This is a genomic window from Bacillus cereus group sp. BfR-BA-01441, from assembly GCF_022663075.1.
GTDB lineage: Bacteria > Bacillota > Bacilli > Bacillales > Bacillaceae_G > Bacillus_A > Bacillus_A cereus.
Genome location: NZ_JAKUEU010000032.1, coordinates 22,067 through 39,835 on the forward strand (window position 1 = coordinate 22,067; position 17,769 = coordinate 39,835).

A 17,769-nucleotide genomic window follows, 5' to 3' on the forward strand; every position below is an offset into this window, starting at 1 on the left:
TATTCTTACAGCATTCAATTCTAATTTTCCTAAAAAAAATTAGTGTGGTATTCCTAACTCTTAAAAACCTGAAAGGACCATTCAACTAAATACTCTTGTATTTTTGCACATTAATTATTTTTGCACACATTGTTCAATTCCTATTAAAGCTTGCATTATAAACGTTTCCTTGCAATATTGAGTTTATGCACAGACATTTTTTATAGATAATGTTCCTAAACCTTCTGTTTTCTTTAATACTTTCTCCAGCTCTTCATTCTCTAAATACTTACCAGCTGTTTTCATTAACGTAATAAGTTGTCCTTCTGTATAGCGCTTCGGTGGCTGTGTTTTTCCTTCTTTCACTTTCACCTTTACAACTTTTCCTTCTTCGCCTTCAGCTACAATTGGAAGAATGGTTTCGTCATCTTTATCGTCTTGGAAAATAACTTTACGCCAACCTTCTTGAATTTGCTGTTTTCCTTTTGAAATGAATTCAGCACGTTCATCTACAAGCGTTACAATCGTTGTATAGTCAAAGATTGCAACTTCATAATGAGCTGCAATAAGCCTTCTTACGATCATATCGTATATTTTCTTTTCATCACCTGAGAGTCTGCTTGGGTTTGTAACTTGCTCTGTCGGAATAATTGCGTAGTGATCTGTTACTTTCTTTTCATTTACATAACGCTTGTTATTCATAATGGATTCAACCGGAGCCGGTAATAAGCCTTTATATTCATCAAACTGACTTAACTTCTGTAAAATATCAGGGAACGTCGCTGCTTCTCCTTGTGTAACATAGTTAGAATCTGAACGTGGATAAGAAACAATCCCTTTTTGATATAGTGCTTGCGTTATATCAAGCGTCTTTTTCGGTGAAAACTTAAAGGCTTTATTTGCCGTTGCTTGCAGTGATGATAAGTTAAATAAAAGCGGCGGCTGAAACTCTTTACGCTCCGTTTTCATTTCCTTCACAACAGCCGGTTTCCCTTGGCAAAATGCCGCAATTTTATTCGCCATATCAGGGTCTTTTAAGCGGGATTCATTATCCTTTTCCCATTTTCCGTCATATTTCTTTCCTTCTATATTAAAGGTTGCAAACACTTCCCAGAAAGGCTCTGACTTAAAGTTTTCAATTTCTTTCTCTCGCTTTACAATCAATGCTAACGTTGGTGTCTGGACACGACCAGCAGAAAATACATCATTCATTCCTTTTTTCTTTAGCAAAATACTAAAAACACGTGATGCATTCATACCAACGACCCAGTCCGCACATGACCTTGTATACGCCTCATAATACGTATTAATTGTATCTGCTTCATCAAGTAGATTTTTAAACCCTTGGTAAATAGCTTGCTTCGTTAAAGACGAAATCCATAGACGCTTCATCGGCTTTTGCACGTTACAAAGATTAATAATATTTCGTACGATCAGTTCCCCTTCACGCCCAGCATCGCCTGCGTGAATAATTTCTGTTACCTGTGGATTATGTAACAGCTGTTTCACAACGTTAAACTGTTTATACTTCGACTTTGTTACTTCAAATTGAAAACGCTCTGGAATCATCGGTAACGTATTAAGTGACCATTTTTTCCACTCTGCGTGATAATGCTCTGGATTACATAACTGCGTCAAATGACCAATTGCCCATGTACAGTACGCTCCATTTGGAAATAACTCATTCGCTTCTACTTCTAAATATCCATCTTTCCGGCGATATTTAAACTGTGAAACAAGAGCCAACCCTTGATCTGGTTTCTCGGCAATAATTAATTTCATTTTATAACTCCCTATCTGTATTCCAGTGTTACTTTCATTGTCTATATGTTTAGAAGCGATGATAAAACAACAATCTTATTTATCATTCGCGGTTTGTCTCGCAAATGTGAGACCTATAATATTATACGCTTATTCTTTATGGCTTCACAATAGAAACTCATAATATAACAATTTCTTTCACATGCTTATAATTAAAAAAGACGCCCTAAAAAATCAAGCGTTCCTTTGCTTACATCTATGAAATTGTGCAGATAATATGCAGATATTAATAAGCATAAGTACCCTCCATATAAACATATGATGAAATGAACGATAGGACAAGGAGGTATCATAATGTTTGCTTATACGTTAACTACCTTAACACTTTGCTGTACTTCGATTCTTATTACATCCTATATTTCTAAACGTAAGGGTACCCTAATGGAGTATATGGTATTTATTATGTCTTTTAGTATGAGTATTGGTTTAAGTATTGGTTTTTACTTAGGCATTCTCTTTAAGGGGGAATTACTATATTCTACTTTGCTTGCTATTTTAATTAGTGGTTTTATCGGTTTCTTAATCGGTCTACGTTTTCACCTATATACTGCTTTAGAAGGAATGTTCTCTGGATTAATGGCAAGTATGATGGGAGCAATGATTACAGAAATGTTAAACGCTCAACAAGCTCATAGTATATTGTTCATTAGCCTTTTACTTACTATAACGATTACTATGTCCTGTGTGATTCAATTGTTATCGGAGAACTTTTCTACTTTTATCCAACAGCGTTTTTTGTTATTACTTTCAATTAGTGTAGTAATTATCGTTGCCGTATTTACGACATTCCCAGATCATACTCCTGCACCTTCACCTGGGCATAACCAACATATACATTAGTACTTGCAACAAAAATGAATAAGCAGCTATCCATAGGATAACTGCTTAATATTACTCTGGCTTATTAGGAATGTTTCGGTTTGGAACATAATCCGATTTGTAATCTGTATATTTTACTTCTGTTACCATCCCAGCTGAAGCATGGTGTAAATCATGACAGTGGAACATCCAATCGCCCGGATTATCTGCTACAAAGGCTACTTCATATTCTTCACCCGGTTTTAAGTTCAATGTATCTTTTACAATGGGAGAACCTTCTATCGGTTTTCCATCTTTACTCAACACCTGGAAAAAGTGTCCGTGTAAATGCATTGGGTGATCATCCATTTTAGAACGATTTACCAATCTCACTTTTACTAAATCACCCTTTTTCACTTGAATTGGGTCAATATCCGGAAATACCTTTCCGTTAATTGTATATACCATTTCATTTCCATTCATTTGCGTATTTAAGTCCATATTATATGTGGCAGTATACTCTTGATTTAACGTGAAACTACCTAATTTTTTAGTACCATATTTCATTATATCTACTTTCGGTAATTTTTCTTTTTCGTCTGTTTTATCTTTCATCTCTTTGCTGCCATCATACTCAATAACAGCTTTCATTCCTTTTGCACCTTTATTTTTCGAATGGTCTTCAACATACCATTTCCCAGGATTATTAGCAGTAAATTCAATATCATAACGTTCACCCGGTGCGATTGAAATTACTTTATCCTTTATAACTTTTGGATCGTTTATTGGTTGACCATCTGTCGCAATTACTTTTATATCATGGCCATGAACATGTATATCATGTGATAGATAACCAGCATTGACGAGTCTAAGACGAACGTTATCTCCCTTATTCACTTTTAATGGCGCTACTAAATCACCGCTTTTTCCATTGATTGTGAATAAATCGTACATACTCATATCATGACCTTCCATCTTCATATTTCCATGGTCCATTCCTTCCATATTACTAGAGTCTTTTTTATCACTGCCCATGTTCATATCAGAATGATCCATGCCGTTCTTATCATCATTCTTTTCCCCATTTTCATTACCTTTAGATTTATTACCTATTTGCCCTTTTGTCATTTCTTTTAACTGCTTATTCATTTCTTCTTTATCTGTAACCCATTCATCCAACATTAATGTGTAATCTTTATCATATTTTTCCTTTGTATCTTCTACAATGAGCGCTCCATACAAACCTCTATCTAATTGATTTACAGAATCTTGATGCGAGTGATACCAGTACGTTCCTGGTACGTTCGCTTCAAATTCGTAAGTGAAACTTTTTCCTGGTTCAACTGCATCTTGTGTCACGCCTGGAATTCCATCCATGTTATTTGGGACAGGATATCCATGCCAATGAATAGATACTGGTGCAGATAATTCATTTTTTAATGTCACTTTCACCTTTTCACCTTTTTTCACCCGAATTTCTGAACCAGGAGATGAGCCATTAAATGTCCAGACTGGAACAATAACACCGTTACTTAATTTTTGCTTTTCTTCTTTCGCTATTAAAGTAACTTCTGGTCCTTTTTCAACTTTCAATGGTGTTGTAGCTGTTTCAGTCTGTAGTGTTTTTTTATCATTCATATTTTTATGATCAGTTGTTATATTTGTCGTCACAGAACAGGCAGCAATTAAAAATATTACAGAGACTGTAACGGCTGTTAATACAAATCGCTTCATGGAAAATCCCTCCTTTTTCTTTTTCAAAATCATTATAGAAGTTGATTTTCAAGAAAATAAGGAGATGTAATTAGATCTTACGTAAGCTAATTGGAAGATTACTAAAAGCGGAGACATTACAAGAGGCGAATATTTTAGAAATACAAAATATTTTCCTTGTAGCGACTATACTAGCCGTTCTCGTATTTGTTTTGACGTTATTTCTTAAGAAACAATAACACTGCTATTATTAAATAAGAAAAATGTAGCTAAAATGCTCTTCACAAAAGAACTTACATTTTTGTATAATAAGAACTAATGTTCCTTACAAGAAGACAATAGACTCAAATTACACAAATATATCAAATAGAAGAGGATTGATATACGATGAAAATTGATAGACCAAAAATTTCACCAGAGTTATCTTCAAAGAATTTTCAAGATATTTTTTATGAAGAAGATCCAACATTGGAAGTGTGTGAAATTATAGACTCCACTTTCGAAAATGAATCTGTAGATAGAGTGCGATTATATGATGCGGTGATAAAAAACTGTAAGTTTACTAATACAGACTTTAGCAATATTGATATTACAGATGTTTGTTTTGAAAACTGTGATTTATCAAATGTTAATTTAAGCAATTCTTCTGTTCACAGAGTCGAATTTAAAAACAGTAAATTAATCGGAGTAAATTTCACAGAATCTAGCTTAGGAAATGTTAAATTTGAGAATTCAATTTTGAATTTAGCGGCATTTGGAAATTCCAAACTAGAAAAAATCATCTTCAATGAAACTTCATTAAATAATGCAGATTTTTTTGACTGTAAACTTAAAAAAGTTGAATTCCAATTATGTAGTCTTGATGAAGCTAATTTTGATCAGACATCACTGAAGGGGATAGATATTAGTTCTTCTACCTTTGATACACTTACAGTTTCAGTGAACGATTTAAGAGGATGTAAAGTATCAACATATCAAGCTGTTCAGTTTGCTACTTTATTAGGATTAATAATTAAAGATTAGTATTTCGAAGAAAAGAACCCTATCCCGAATCATGGATTTTTTAATTGTCCACGGTTCGAGATAAAGTTCAAATAAATTAGTGATGACTCTTTTATTATTTAACTACAGCTTGGTTTCCTTTTACATGTTCATTATTTACACTCATAAATTCTTCAATTTCTTCAACTTCCCTAATGATATCTTTTGACAAGTTTTCATACCCGTCTTTCGTTACAAGAATGTCATCTTCAATACGAATTCCAATTGATTCTCCTTCAATATAAAGACCAGGTTCAATTGTTATAACCATACCTTCTTCTAACACTCTATCTTTATATGTTCCTACATCATGTGTATCTAAACCAAGGAAATGGCTGACACCATGATAATAGTATTTTGATAACTCTTCATCTTCTTGAATTAAACCAATTGCTTTACACTCTTCTGCCATTATCTTTTTTGTATGCTCATTTAATGCAGCGAACTTTAATCCTGGCTTAATAAGCGCTGTTGTTTCTTTTAATGCTTTTAATACAATATTATAAATTTGTTTTTGACGACTAGAGAATGTTCCATTTGCCGGGAATGTATAACTAATATCAGCGTTATAGTAGTCTTTTTGAGCACCTAAATCTAGTAATACTAAGTCACCATTTTGAATTTGTGCATCATTATCTTCATAATGAAGAACTGTAGCATTTTTCCCACTCGCCAAAATTGTATTGAACGCATGGTGCTTAATGCCAGATGATTTCAGTGTAAAATCAAATTGAGCTTCTAATTCATACTCCATCATGCCTGCTTTTGCATTTTTTAACACATTGTAAATACCATCTTTCGTTACAGCAATCGCTTCTTTAATAATTTCAATTTCTTCCTCTGTTTTAAATACTCGTAATTCACAAATGTTCGGATATACATTACCAATTGTTACGTGTGGGTATTTTTCTCTTACATGTTTAGCAAATGCTAATGTTTTTGTCTCCGTACCATTCCAATCACGACGTTCTATATCTAAATATAGATGCTTCGCATTTTCTGTAAAAAGTATATTTGACATTGTCTTTTCAAAGCTATCTAAATATACAACTTTCTTTATACCTGAAATTCCCTCTGCTTCTTCGCTAGAAACTGTCTTCCCAACCCATTTTTCCATTACTGGATCTGATTTTTCAATGAAAAGTGTCTCTTCTACACTATTCCCAAACTTTTTCAGCATAAAAATAACATTTGGTTCATCGATTCCCGTTAAGTAGTAAAAATTACGATTCGGTACAAATTTATAATGTGCATCAGCTGACATATGCGGTGCTTGTCCCGCAAATAAAATCGTAACGGATTCATCAGGTAATGTTTTCGTTAGTCTTTCTCTATTTTGAGCAAAAAATGTTGATTTCATAATAATCCCCCTAGTGTTCTATGTATGCTTGTGAAACTAATCATCAATACAATTTATTCTATTATTGTTATAATTTTTCGTCAATTAATTATACTCATAGTGAAAGGAGAATTTTCATTACTCGGGCCTCTTCCACGCTAAATTATGCATACCACTCCACAATTTCTTGATATTTATTCCATATACTTAAAATCTCATATATAGGAAAGGAGCCATAACTTTGAAACATTATGTAGCAACAGGGTTAGCAATTACTTCTTTATTAATAATTTCAGGATGTTCTAGCAACGTCGAAACAGCAACAGTGAAAAAAGAAACGGCGCAATCTCAACCAAAAAATATAGAAACAGCAAATACGAGTCCGCAAGACTTCTATAAAGAAATTACATCTGGAAAAATCGAGCACATTCACGGAATTGGCTATGCAGGAAATATGTCTGGGGTTTCTATCGCCACTCATAGCGGGATAAAAGTTTATCAAAATGGCAAATGGCTTGAAGCTAAAACTGGACTACATGATTATATGGGCTTTCAGGCAACGAAGAACGGGTTCTTTGCCAGCGGTCATCCTGAACCAGGAGCAAATTTAAAAAATCCTTTAGGATTAATGAAAAGTTCTGATGGTGGTAATACTCTCGAAAAGCTAGCTTTTTATGGAGAATCTGATTTTCATAACCTTGCTGTCGGATATAATACGGAAACAATTTATTTATACAATGAACGTCCAAATTCTAAATTGCAACAAGGTTTTTACTTCAGTACGAACAATGGACAAGAATGGAAAACTAGTAAATTGAAGGGGCTTTCAAGTGCAATCCACTCCTTTTCAGTACATCCAGATCAATCTAGTGTAGTCGCGGTAAGTACTAAAGATGGTGTTTACTTATCTACAGATTACGGAAATACGTTTGAAATATTCGCTAAATCACTTGAATCGACCGCAATTACATTAAGTAATGAAGATGTTATTTATGCGCCTATCAATAAGCAAATCGTAACGAAGAAATCCATTGCTACAAATGAAGAAACAAACATACAAATTCCACCTTTAGATTCTAAAGATGCAATTATGTATATTTCACAAAACCCTCAAAATTCAGCCGAAATCGTATTTGCTACAATGAAATCAAATGTATTCCTCTCTACAGATGAGGGTAATACGTGGAAGCAGATTGCTAATGAAGGAACATTCCAATTTAAGTAGAAGGGTGAATATAACGTGTTTTCAACAATTAGTGAATGGAGCTATCAACTCATGTCTCCTTTAATGGATGCCGCGAATGCTACGAAATCTGTACCTCTTTTATTTTCGTTTTTATTAGGCATAGTAGGTACCCTTGCTCCTTGCCAATTAACAGGAAACATTAGTGCTATTACACTTTATAGCAACCAATCTTTACAAAAGGAACATGTATGGAAACATATACTTTTATTCATTTTAGGAAAAATAATGGCTTTTACGACGCTTGGACTATTAGTATGGTTTTTAGGAAAAGAGATTCAGCAAATATTGACTTTGTATTTTCCATGGTTACGAAAAATGATGGGACCCCTATTAATTTTAATGGGGCTACTGTTGTCAGGTATTATAAAAAGAAGATATTTCTTCTCGATTAAATTTATACGAAATCAAAATGAAGTTGGTTCATTTTTACTCGGATTCTTCTTTTCCTTAGCTTTTTGTCCGACTATGTTCGTTCTATTTTTTGGAACGTTAATCCCTTTATCTTTATCATTTAATTACGGGTACTTGTTTCCAACGTTCTTTTCGATAGGAACTGCTCTTCCTATCGTCGTATTAATGTCCTTCATCTCCTATCTGGGATTAAACGGGGCATTACTAAAGAAGAGCAGGAAAATAGGAAATAGCATTCAGCGTATAGCTGGTTTTCTCCTTATTTTAATCGGATTTTATGATACTGCTCTTTATTGGTAATACATACAAAAGATAAGCTCTAGTGAAATGAGCTTATCTTTTGTAATATTATATTCATTTTTTCTTTTGCTGTAGTTGAGCTAATAAATTCTTAACAAACGCGAGAAACAGCGGGTCATTCTCTTTTTTAGGTGACCATTGCATAATAAGTTGTCGTGGAATTGTAATTTCTATCGGTTGCACAATGAAATCATTAATAATTTGCTTATGTAGTCCTGATAACGGAACGATTGTTATGCCATTAACTTGTATAGTAAGTGCTAATGCTGAACTAATTGATTCTGACTCCATCACTTTATTAACTGTTATTTCATTTTTCATCAAATACGGTTCGAGCACTTCTTTGCAACCAGAAAGCGGCATAATAAAAGGATAATTTTTTATATCATTAATAGTAAGGTTAGGCGGAACTTTTTTTGAAGAAACCATAACATACGGATCTTCACCAATGACATCATAATGAAATCCTTGTATTAAATTTTCTTTTATAGAAATAGAAAAATCTGCACTACCTGATGATAGCCAATCTAACACTTCTTGATAGCTTCCTTCTCGAACTGCAAGTACATATTGACTATGATCAATATTCCCTAGTTGAATACACTCCGCCAAACAATATACAGTAACGGAAGGATACGTAGCTAGTACAATTTTATACAAGCTTTTATTCTTCAACTGGAAAGCTGTTTCCTCAAGTTTTTCATACTCCATTAGAAGTCGATTCACACCAACTAAAAATTCTTTTCCATTTTCAGTTAGAATCGTTCCTTGTCTAGAGCGATCAAATAACGTTATAGCATATCGTTTCTCTAATTTGTTAATAATATGGGTTATTGCTGGCTGTGTCATATGTAATTCCTTTGCTGCCAGACTAATACTATTTAAACGAGCCACATATGTAAAGACTTTAAAATCAAAAACATTCATTCTGTTCTCCTTATATAAAATATATTTATATCATCTATAAATAACCTTCATTATATTTATGAAACCACTTCATTTACACTGAGTATACATCATCAATATTACAAATAGATGAAACTTATATACCCTAGAGGAGTGTTGATTAAATGAGTACTTACATTTTAGTACATGGAGCATGGCAAGGTGAATGGGCATGGGAATTAGTAAAACCTCAACTAGAGGCTTTAGGTCACACTGTTATTACACTAGACTTACCTGGAAGTGGGAAAGATACAACTCCTTCACAAAATATAACGTTAGATTCCTATGTTGATGCAGTAACAGCTAATATAAATCAACAAAATGAAAAGGTTATTCTTGTTGGACATAGTATGGGTGGAATCGTTATTACTCAAACTGCTGAACTTATACCAAATAAAATCGATAAATTAGTATATCTTTGTGCTTTCTTACCACGAAATGGAGAAAGTCTTGGTAGTAAATTAGACGGAGAAGATGGCCCGCAATTCACTATAAATGAAAATGACTTGACTGCTGAACTTATACCTAATCTAATTGAACAAACATTTTTAAATGCTACAGAAGACGGTTCTATTAAAGAAGCATCTTTTAATCAAATGCGTCCTCAACCACTAGGACCCTTCCAACAAGAGCTGAAAATATCTGAAGAAAACTTTGGAGCCATAGATCGCATTTATATTGAAACGACTCTAGATAGAGCGATTCCAATTGATTTTCAGCGCCGAATGAATACAGAAACACCTTGCAAGAAAATTATTACTTTAGAAGCTGATCATTCTCCATTTTTCTCTAAAGCATCGGAACTTGTTCATTACTTAAATGAATTAAACTAAATTTTTCATAAAATAAATAGACACTCACAGGTGTCTATTTATTTTACTAATTAAAAGCTATCTTTACTCTATCTACATTGCCATGCCCTTTTGCTTCATCTCCCACTTTTTATACAGTAGTACTGCACCAAATAAAAATACTCCCGCAACAAATGAAGCTACTGGTAACATCTTTATCATTCCATCTGGAAATACGAGCGGCAATAATGGAAATGCATACACTGCTGGAATACGTACACCAACAATTTTTAATAAAATAAGCATTAATATCATATTTAATAAAGTGACTACAATCCATGAATCAATCGCAAAGTACAATATTGTTCCAACAGTTGCAGATGTAGTTAATACTACTATTTGTTTAAAAGCCATTTTTTCATTGTACATCGGCTTTTGAAGTGATTCATATACAACAACTAATATTGGTGGAATAACTGCTAATTGTTCATAACCAGTTATCCAACATAAACTAATCCATACGAAATTTAGTATGAGAAATACAGTCATATATTTATACTGTATTTGCACTTTTCGCTTAATACCGTTATTCAATTTAAATATAAGAACACCAACCATTAAAATAAATGTTAAAGCGAATACCGCGATAACAAATGACCATTCCGTCGCATTTGTTACTAATGGTAATAAACCTGTCGCAATAGATGGTGCTAAATTGGATTGAATTACACGTAAAAAAAGCATCATGAATACAAGCGTTAAACTTACTTTCCCTAAATAAGCAATATCCATTTGATTCACCATAAAACCAATCACAGCTGTTATTGAAGGTGCAATGAAGATTTTTTCTGGTTGCCTTAACCATCCTGGCTCACGATACGCCCATAAAGCAATTGCCATCGCTGCTATTTCCGGCAGAATAACTTCCGGATCATTTAATAACACACCCGCTGTTACCATGGCTAAAATAAATAAAATAGCAATCGTATATGAGATGATTGTTTCTTTCTTTGAAATTACTGCATTCATTATTACATACTCCTTTTTGCTTATTGCTTTCATAATGTAAAACAACAACTTAATATACCCTACCACAGTATTGTATATTAACATCTTTTCTATTTCAAGTATTAGTAGTCATTTACATTCTCTCTCACCCCATACACTTACAAAACAAGGCATTTTATAGACATTGACACTTATTAAAAGATAGGTTAAAATAACTATACATTAGTAAGTAGCTAATGTAATTAAATCTAACTAGAGGTGAAACAAATGAAAAATATTTTATTCCGTATTAACGAATTGTCCAAAAAAGAAAAAGCAACTGGATTAACAGTTGATGAAAAACAAGAACAACAAATGTTGCGTCAAAACTATACACAAACATTTCGTGGAAGCTTAGATTCCATTTTATTAAACACAAAAATTGTTGATCAAAATGGTCTTAACGTTACACCAGCCGCATTACAAGATGCTCAAATACGTTTAAAATTAAGCAAATGAGTTCCGCGCTAAAGAATTTTAATAAAACATAAACAGAGCTGGATTTCCTATATAGAAATTCCAGCTCTGTTTATTGTCTTTTCTAATTTAGTAAACGAGCGATACATCGCAATTCTCCACGACACAATCATCGCAAATGCAAGTAAGAAAAACATTCCGCTTAACTCTGCCAAATCAATTGATTGGCTTAAATATGACTTTAATGCCACGCGTACAGCTAATAAGCCTACTAAAATAAATATGAATGCTTTTGACGGTTTCATAAATATATGTTCGCCTTTTATTTCGAACTTAGTTGTTTTAATAAGAAAAATAGAGAAAATAAGCCCTATACTAATTGCCTCGACTATTTCTAACGATGTTAATCGAAACTCTGGTAAAAAGTACATCATTGCGCCTGTACTCATAAAAATTGGCGGCAATATAATTTTCTTTTTCGTTACCGGCTTTTTCGCTGCTTTAAAACGTAGAAACATTACCCCAACAGCCATACAAACTGCTACGACACTTGATAAAAGTGCTATCATACTTTCCACTCCTATCTATTTAAATGACTTTTTTAGCAAAATCATAAACCAATAAGTAACTACATGCCGCATTATAGAATTTCTTCATTATATTCCTCCTGCTGTAAACTTTCCATATTCGCTGCAATCATTTTACGCAAAGTTTATGAACGGAATATGAACAAAAAAAACCATTCTGCAATTAATAATTGCAAAATGGCTTTTTAACTTATTTTAAATCGTCAATTGTGAAAGCACCTGGAAGTAATTGCTCAACAGTCACTTCTTTTTCATCACCTTTTACATTCGTTAGTAATACAGGCATTTTCGGATCACAGAATTCAGCAATTACTTGTCTACACGCACCACATGGTGAAATCGGTCCATCAGTTTCTCCTGTAATAACTAAGTAACTAAAATCGCGCTCCCCTTCTGATACCGCTTTAAATATTGCTGTTCTTTCTGCACAGTTACATAAACCATAAGAAGCATTTTCTATATTACAACCAGTATAGATTTTCCCTTCTTTCGTAACTAACGCTGCGCCAACAGGAAATTTAGAATACGGAATATACGCTTTCGATAACATCTTGTTTGCTTCTTCAATATATTTTTTCTTATCCATATTATTTCCCCCTCAAAGTAAATGAAATGATGATTAGTCAGTAATAACTGTATGAACTAATTTAGGAGCCACTGCTGTTTCAGCTATAGAAATATTCTCATAAATTTTTGCTTTTACATCTTCTACATTTTCACGGTTTGCGTAGATTGTTACGAAAGGCTCGCCTTCTTTTACTGCATCGCCAACTTTTTTACGTAACATTAATCCTACTGCTAAATCGATTTCATCTTCCTTCGTTGCACGACCTGCACCAAGTAACATAGCTGCAATACCAATCTCATCTGCAACAATGTTAGAAATAACACCTGAAGTTTTTGCAGGTACATCAATTACATACTTCGCTTGTGGCATTTTTTCTGGATTGTCTACAATTGAGCTATCTCCGCCTTGATTGCTTAAGAACTCTTTAAACTTCTCAGTTGCTTTTCCGTTCTTCATCACTTCAATTAGCATTTCACGAGCTTCTTCTAATGTATTTGCTTTTTTCGCAAGTACGACCATCTGACTTCCTAATACGAGTACTAATTCTGTTAAATCTTCTGGACCTTCACCTTTTAACGTATCAATCGCTTCTTTCACTTCTAGAGCGTTACCAATTGCAAAACCAAGTGGTTGTGACATATCTGAAATAACAGCCATAGTTTGACGTCCTACATTATTTCCGATACGTACCATTGCATGTGCTAATTCTTTTGCATCTTCTTCTGTTTTCATAAATGCACCAGCACCTGTTTTTACATCAAGTACGATTGCGTCAGCACCAGCTGCAATTTTTTTACTCATAATTGAACTTGCGATTAAAGGAATTGAGTTAACAGTTCCTGTTACGTCGCGTAATGCATAAATCTTTTTATCTGCAGGTGTTAAGTTTCCTGTTTGTCCAATAACAGCTACTTTGTCACGGTTTACAATATCAATGAATTGTTCTTTCGTAATTTCAACGTGGAATCCTTCTACCGCTTCTAATTTATCAATTGTTCCGCCTGTATGTCCTAAACCACGACCAGACATTTTTGCTACTGGTACATCTAAAGCAGCTACTAACGGTCCTAATACTAATGTTGTTGTATCACCAACACCGCCAGTTGAATGTTTGTCTACTTTAATTCCTTCAATTGCTGATAAGTCGATCGTTTCTCCAGACTCAACCATCGCCATCGTTAAATCTGCACGTTCGCGATCTGTCATATCTTTAAAGAAGATTGCCATTGCAAGCGCACTCACTTGATAATCAGGAATACTTCCGTCTGTATATCCATTAATAAAGAATTTGATTTCTTCAGTCGTTAATTCTTTGCCGTCACGTTTTTTTGCAATAATATCTACCATTCTCATTACAATCACCATTCCTTTTTATATTATATAAATCTATTAAAATAATAAGCCAACGATTGTTGCTGATAAGAAACTTACTAATGTTGCACCGAATAGTAATTTCAAACCAAATCTTGCGACTACATTCCCTTGCTTTTCATTTAAGCTCTTAACTGCCCCTGCAATAATCCCAATTGAAGAGAAGTTTGCAAATGAAACTAAGAATACAGAGATAATCGCTGTCGTTCTATCTGAGAAATTAAAGTTTCCTTGTGCTAAATCTGTCATAGCGACAAATTCATTTGATACTAATTTTGTTGCCATAATATTTCCGGCATTAACTGCTTCATGCCAAGGTACACCCATAATAAATGCAAATGGTGCAAATGCATAACCAAGAATTTCTTGGAATGAAATACCGATTACACCTTTAAATACTGCATTAATGAATGCGATAAGAGCAACGAAACCGACTAACATAGCTGCTACTGTAATCGCAACTTTAAATCCATCAATAATGTATTCCCCTAATACTTCAAAGAAGGTCTTCTTCTCTTCTTCTTGTACTTCTAACATATCTTCTTCCTCAGTAACTTCATATGGGTTAATGATAGAAGCAATGATGAAACCACCGAATAAGTTAAGCACTAAAGCGGTTACAACATATTGTGGTTTTAATAACACCATATATGATCCAACGATAGACATAGAAACTGTAGACATTGCTGATGCACATAATGTATACATTCTTTTCTCTGGCAATAACCCTAGTTGTTTCTTAACTGAAATAAATACTTCAGATTGTCCTAAAATCGCAGATGCAACAGCGTTATATGATTCTAGTTTCCCCATTCCATTTACTTTACTTAATGCTAGACCGATAGATTTCACAATAATAGGTAATACTTTAATATGTTGCAAAATACCTATTAAGGCTGATATAAATACGATTGGCATTAATACACTTAAAAAGAACGAAAACTCTTTTTGATTTACTAATCCACCAAATACGAAATTCACACCGTCAGCGGCATATTTTAATAGCTCTCCAAAACCATCTGCTATTCCGCTAATTAATATATTCCCTACACTTGTATTTAATAATAGAAACCCCAAAATGAATTGTAATATAACCATCGTTATGATTGGACGATATTTGACTTTCTTTCTATCATTACTAGCAAGCCAAGCGATACCTAAAATCAATACGAGGCCAAAAACACCGATTAAGTATTTCATAAGCCGTTTCCTCCCATTCGTATCCGCTTACATTTTTTTCAATTATTAAAGCAATAGATATACTTTAAACGTATATCTATTGCTTTAAGCTTTTATCGATTAGTAGTTATCTGTAGCACCTTTTGCATCATTTAATACGATTGCAACACTAGCACTTGCTCCAACGCGAGAAGCTCCAGCAGCTACCATTTTGTCTGCATCTTCACGTGTACGAACACCGCCAGATGCTTTTACACCAACGTTTGGTCCTACTGTTTTACGCATTAATGCGATATCTTCAGCAGTTGCTCCGCCAGTTGAGAATCCAGTTGAAGTTTTTACGAAATCAGCACCAGCTTTTACTGATAATTCACAAGCACGTACTTTCTCTTCATCTGTTAATAGGCAAGTTTCAATGATTACTTTTACAAGAGCTTTTCCTTTTGCTGCTTGTACTACTTCATAAATGTCTTTTTCAACAAATTCGTTGTCGCCATCTTTCAAAGCGCCTACGTTGATTACCATATCAACTTCAGTTGCACCTTTTGCAATAGCATCTTTTGTTTCAAATGCTTTTGTTTCAGTAGTGCTTGCTCCTAATGGGAAACCGATTACAGTACAAACGTCTACATCATGTCCAGCTAGTTCATCAGCCGCTAATTTTACCCATGTTGGGTTAATACAAACAGAAGCGAATTTATATTCCTTTGCTTCTTCGATTACTTTCATAACATCTTCTTTAGTAGTATTAGCTTTTAAAATTGTATGGTCAATTAACTTTGCAATGTTCATTATCTTCACTCCTCATATCTTTTAACAACTTCATTCTAACTCTTAGTTGAACAAATGTAAATACACTTTTGAAATTTTGTTCATTCTTTTTTAAAAGGAATTTTCTTGTAGTAAATAAAGCGCATTCTAACAAAGAACAGTTCCTATATAATCAAATTTTCTATGTTAACAATGGTAGTATGTATCTCCATATCCATAATTATTTTTAAAAAGGCAAATTGTGTTCAAAAAAGACTCCTATCATTCATACATAACAAAATAAAAGGAGTTCTCAAAATTAACATTTTGAGAACTCCTTTTATTTCTAACCTTTTTGATAATGTAACAGTTCTTTTGCTGTATGCTGATCGATAATTAATACATTCGCATACCCGCCACGTAACGCACCATCAATTGCTTTTATTTTTCTATTACCACCTGCAACTAAAATAGAGCGTTTCTTTAATTTCAGTTCCTCTAACTCAATTCCAATGGTACGCTTATTGATTTCTTCGCTACTAATATTTCCGTCTCCATCAAAGAAACGTGAACAAATGTCACCGACCGATTGTTTTTTGAGTAAATTTGTTTCATCCTTATCGAAATAACCTAATCGGAATAATAACGCTTCGTCTCGCACTGTTCCTACAGTAAAAATTGCAATATTCGCTTGTTTTCCCATTTCGATAATGTGATGAATATGTCGATCCTGCTCCACTAATTCTTTTGTCACTGCATTATCAAATATAACTGGAAGAGGTAGATTTCTTGGCGTCGTTTGAAAAGCATCTGCAAATAAAGCTATCGTCTCATTCGCATATGTATTTACACTTGAATGACTAATACCACCTTTTAGCTGGACAACCTCTACCCCTTTTACATGTTGCGGTACGATTTTTCTAGCGATTTCATACATAGTCATGCCCCAGCTTACACCAACAATATCACCGTTTTTAACCGTCTTTTCCATATACTCAGCAGCATATTTACTTATATACTCTGTAATCGTTGCATATTCCGGTACTGGAGAAAATACAACATGTGCCTCTAACAAGTTGTACTTTTCTTTCAGTAAATTCCCAACGTTATCTAAATCCGCAAATGGATCGGCGATGCTAATTTGAACAAACCCTTTTTCTTTCGCGTACTTTAACAATCTAGAAATCGTCGGTCTTGAAATATTTAATTTGTTAGCAATTTCTTGCTGACTATAATCTGATTGATAATATAATCTTGCAACTTCAACGCTTAATTGTTGTTTATCTTTTTCCATAGTAACTCATTACAAATCCCTTCCTGTATTTCCCTTTCGTTACAAGCATTATACAGCTTTATGCAAAAAAATTCGACTACCGGATTTTATCTAACTAAACTTCTATTCCACTTATTATATACAATGAAACCTTATTGTGTAGATTTACAAACCCAATATAGAAACACTTAAA

16 protein-coding genes and 1 pseudogene are annotated in these 17,769 nt (G+C 33.7%); 6 read left to right on the forward strand and 11 right to left on the reverse strand.

What is annotated here, in order from left to right; all coding sequences use genetic code 11:
- Positions 1–210: 210 nt before the first annotated feature.
- Positions 211–1,761 (reverse strand): annotated as a pseudogene (gene topB / locus MR107_RS15235) (DNA topoisomerase III); the annotation flags it as partial.
- Positions 1,762–2,094: 333 nt separating this feature from the next.
- Here topB and MR107_RS15240 point away from each other — a divergent pair.
- Positions 2,095–2,640 (forward strand): hypothetical protein, encoded by a 546-nt coding sequence (locus MR107_RS15240; RefSeq protein WP_000458541.1) that lies wholly within the window; start codon positions 2,095–2,097, stop codon positions 2,638–2,640.
- Between the two features lie 51 nt (positions 2,641–2,691).
- Here MR107_RS15240 and MR107_RS15245 read toward each other — a convergent pair whose 3' ends face one another.
- Positions 2,692–4,332 (reverse strand): multicopper oxidase family protein, encoded by a 1,641-nt coding sequence (locus tag MR107_RS15245; protein ID WP_000820031.1) that lies wholly within the window; start codon positions 4,330–4,332, stop codon positions 2,692–2,694.
- Between the two features lie 366 nt (positions 4,333–4,698).
- Here MR107_RS15245 and MR107_RS15250 point away from each other — a divergent pair, with 366 nt between their 5' ends.
- Entirely contained in the window at positions 4,699–5,334 is a 636-nt protein-coding gene (locus MR107_RS15250; RefSeq protein ID WP_000687270.1) for a pentapeptide repeat-containing protein, read from the forward strand.
- Between the two features lie 94 nt (positions 5,335–5,428).
- On the opposite strand, the gene MR107_RS15255 is transcribed toward MR107_RS15250, so the two are convergent.
- Positions 5,429–6,712 carry an aminopeptidase P family protein gene (locus tag MR107_RS15255; RefSeq protein ID WP_063245901.1) on the reverse strand — a complete coding sequence of 428 codons (1,284 nt, stop codon included), beginning with the start codon at positions 6,710–6,712 and terminating at the stop codon, positions 5,429–5,431.
- 220 nt (positions 6,713–6,932) lie between these two features.
- Here MR107_RS15255 and MR107_RS15260 point away from each other — a divergent pair, with 220 nt between their 5' ends.
- Both MR107_RS15260 and MR107_RS15265 read left to right on the forward strand, forming a co-directional pair.
- The gene (locus MR107_RS15260; protein WP_063245902.1) at positions 6,933–7,916 is read left to right on the forward strand and encodes a F510_1955 family glycosylhydrolase; all 984 of its coding nucleotides are present in this window, start codon (positions 6,933–6,935) and stop codon (positions 7,914–7,916) included.
- 15 nt (positions 7,917–7,931) lie between these two features.
- Positions 7,932–8,648 (forward strand): urease accessory protein UreH domain-containing protein, encoded by a 717-nt coding sequence (locus tag MR107_RS15265; protein ID WP_000493100.1) that lies wholly within the window; start codon positions 7,932–7,934, stop codon positions 8,646–8,648.
- A gap of 54 nt (positions 8,649–8,702) precedes the next feature.
- Here MR107_RS15265 and MR107_RS15270 read toward each other — a convergent pair whose 3' ends face one another.
- Complete coding sequence (locus MR107_RS15270) at positions 8,703–9,575, reverse strand: LysR family transcriptional regulator (RefSeq protein WP_063245903.1); 873 nt, start codon at positions 9,573–9,575, stop codon at positions 8,703–8,705.
- Between the two features lie 143 nt (positions 9,576–9,718).
- On the opposite strand from MR107_RS15270, the gene MR107_RS15275 reads away from it, so the two are divergent.
- Positions 9,719–10,426, forward strand: a complete 708-nt coding sequence (locus tag MR107_RS15275) for an alpha/beta fold hydrolase (RefSeq protein WP_000109165.1) — start codon at positions 9,719–9,721, stop codon at positions 10,424–10,426.
- Positions 10,427–10,498: 72 nt separating this feature from the next.
- Here the strand turns inward: MR107_RS15275 and MR107_RS15280 are convergent, their stop codons facing one another.
- Positions 10,499–11,413 (reverse strand): membrane protein, encoded by a 915-nt coding sequence (locus MR107_RS15280; protein ID WP_000994724.1) that lies wholly within the window; start codon positions 11,411–11,413, stop codon positions 10,499–10,501.
- Between the two features lie 246 nt (positions 11,414–11,659).
- On the opposite strand from MR107_RS15280, the gene MR107_RS15285 reads away from it, so the two are divergent.
- Complete coding sequence (locus MR107_RS15285; protein WP_000789783.1) at positions 11,660–11,890, forward strand: DUF896 domain-containing protein; 231 nt, start codon at positions 11,660–11,662, stop codon at positions 11,888–11,890.
- 47 nt (positions 11,891–11,937) lie between these two features.
- On the opposite strand, the gene MR107_RS15290 is transcribed toward MR107_RS15285, so the two are convergent.
- The 6 genes from MR107_RS15290 to MR107_RS15315 all read right to left on the reverse strand — a co-directional run bounded on the left by MR107_RS15290 (position 11,938) and on the right by MR107_RS15315 (position 17,597).
- Positions 11,938–12,417 (reverse strand): CcdC family protein, encoded by a 480-nt coding sequence (locus tag MR107_RS15290; RefSeq protein WP_000561074.1) that lies wholly within the window; start codon positions 12,415–12,417, stop codon positions 11,938–11,940.
- Positions 12,418–12,625: 208 nt separating this feature from the next.
- The gene (locus tag MR107_RS15295) at positions 12,626–13,021 is read right to left on the reverse strand and encodes a cytidine deaminase (RefSeq protein WP_000358533.1); all 396 of its coding nucleotides are present in this window, start codon (positions 13,019–13,021) and stop codon (positions 12,626–12,628) included.
- A 33-nt stretch (positions 13,022–13,054) separates the two neighbouring features.
- On the reverse strand, positions 13,055–14,356 hold the full coding sequence (locus MR107_RS15300; RefSeq protein ID WP_001983022.1) for a pyrimidine-nucleoside phosphorylase: 1,302 nt from the start codon (positions 14,354–14,356) through the stop codon (positions 13,055–13,057).
- 36 nt (positions 14,357–14,392) lie between these two features.
- A complete protein-coding gene (locus MR107_RS15305) occupies positions 14,393–15,574 on the reverse strand; it encodes a NupC/NupG family nucleoside CNT transporter (RefSeq protein ID WP_000876188.1) in 1,182 nt (393 codons plus the stop codon).
- A gap of 99 nt (positions 15,575–15,673) precedes the next feature.
- Complete coding sequence (gene deoC / locus MR107_RS15310) at positions 15,674–16,345, reverse strand: deoxyribose-phosphate aldolase (protein WP_001017440.1); 672 nt, start codon at positions 16,343–16,345, stop codon at positions 15,674–15,676.
- A gap of 304 nt (positions 16,346–16,649) precedes the next feature.
- Positions 16,650–17,597, reverse strand: coding sequence for a sugar-binding transcriptional regulator (locus MR107_RS15315; protein ID WP_000409781.1), 948 nt, complete (start codon positions 17,595–17,597; stop codon positions 16,650–16,652).
- Positions 17,598–17,769: the final 172 nt, after the last annotated feature.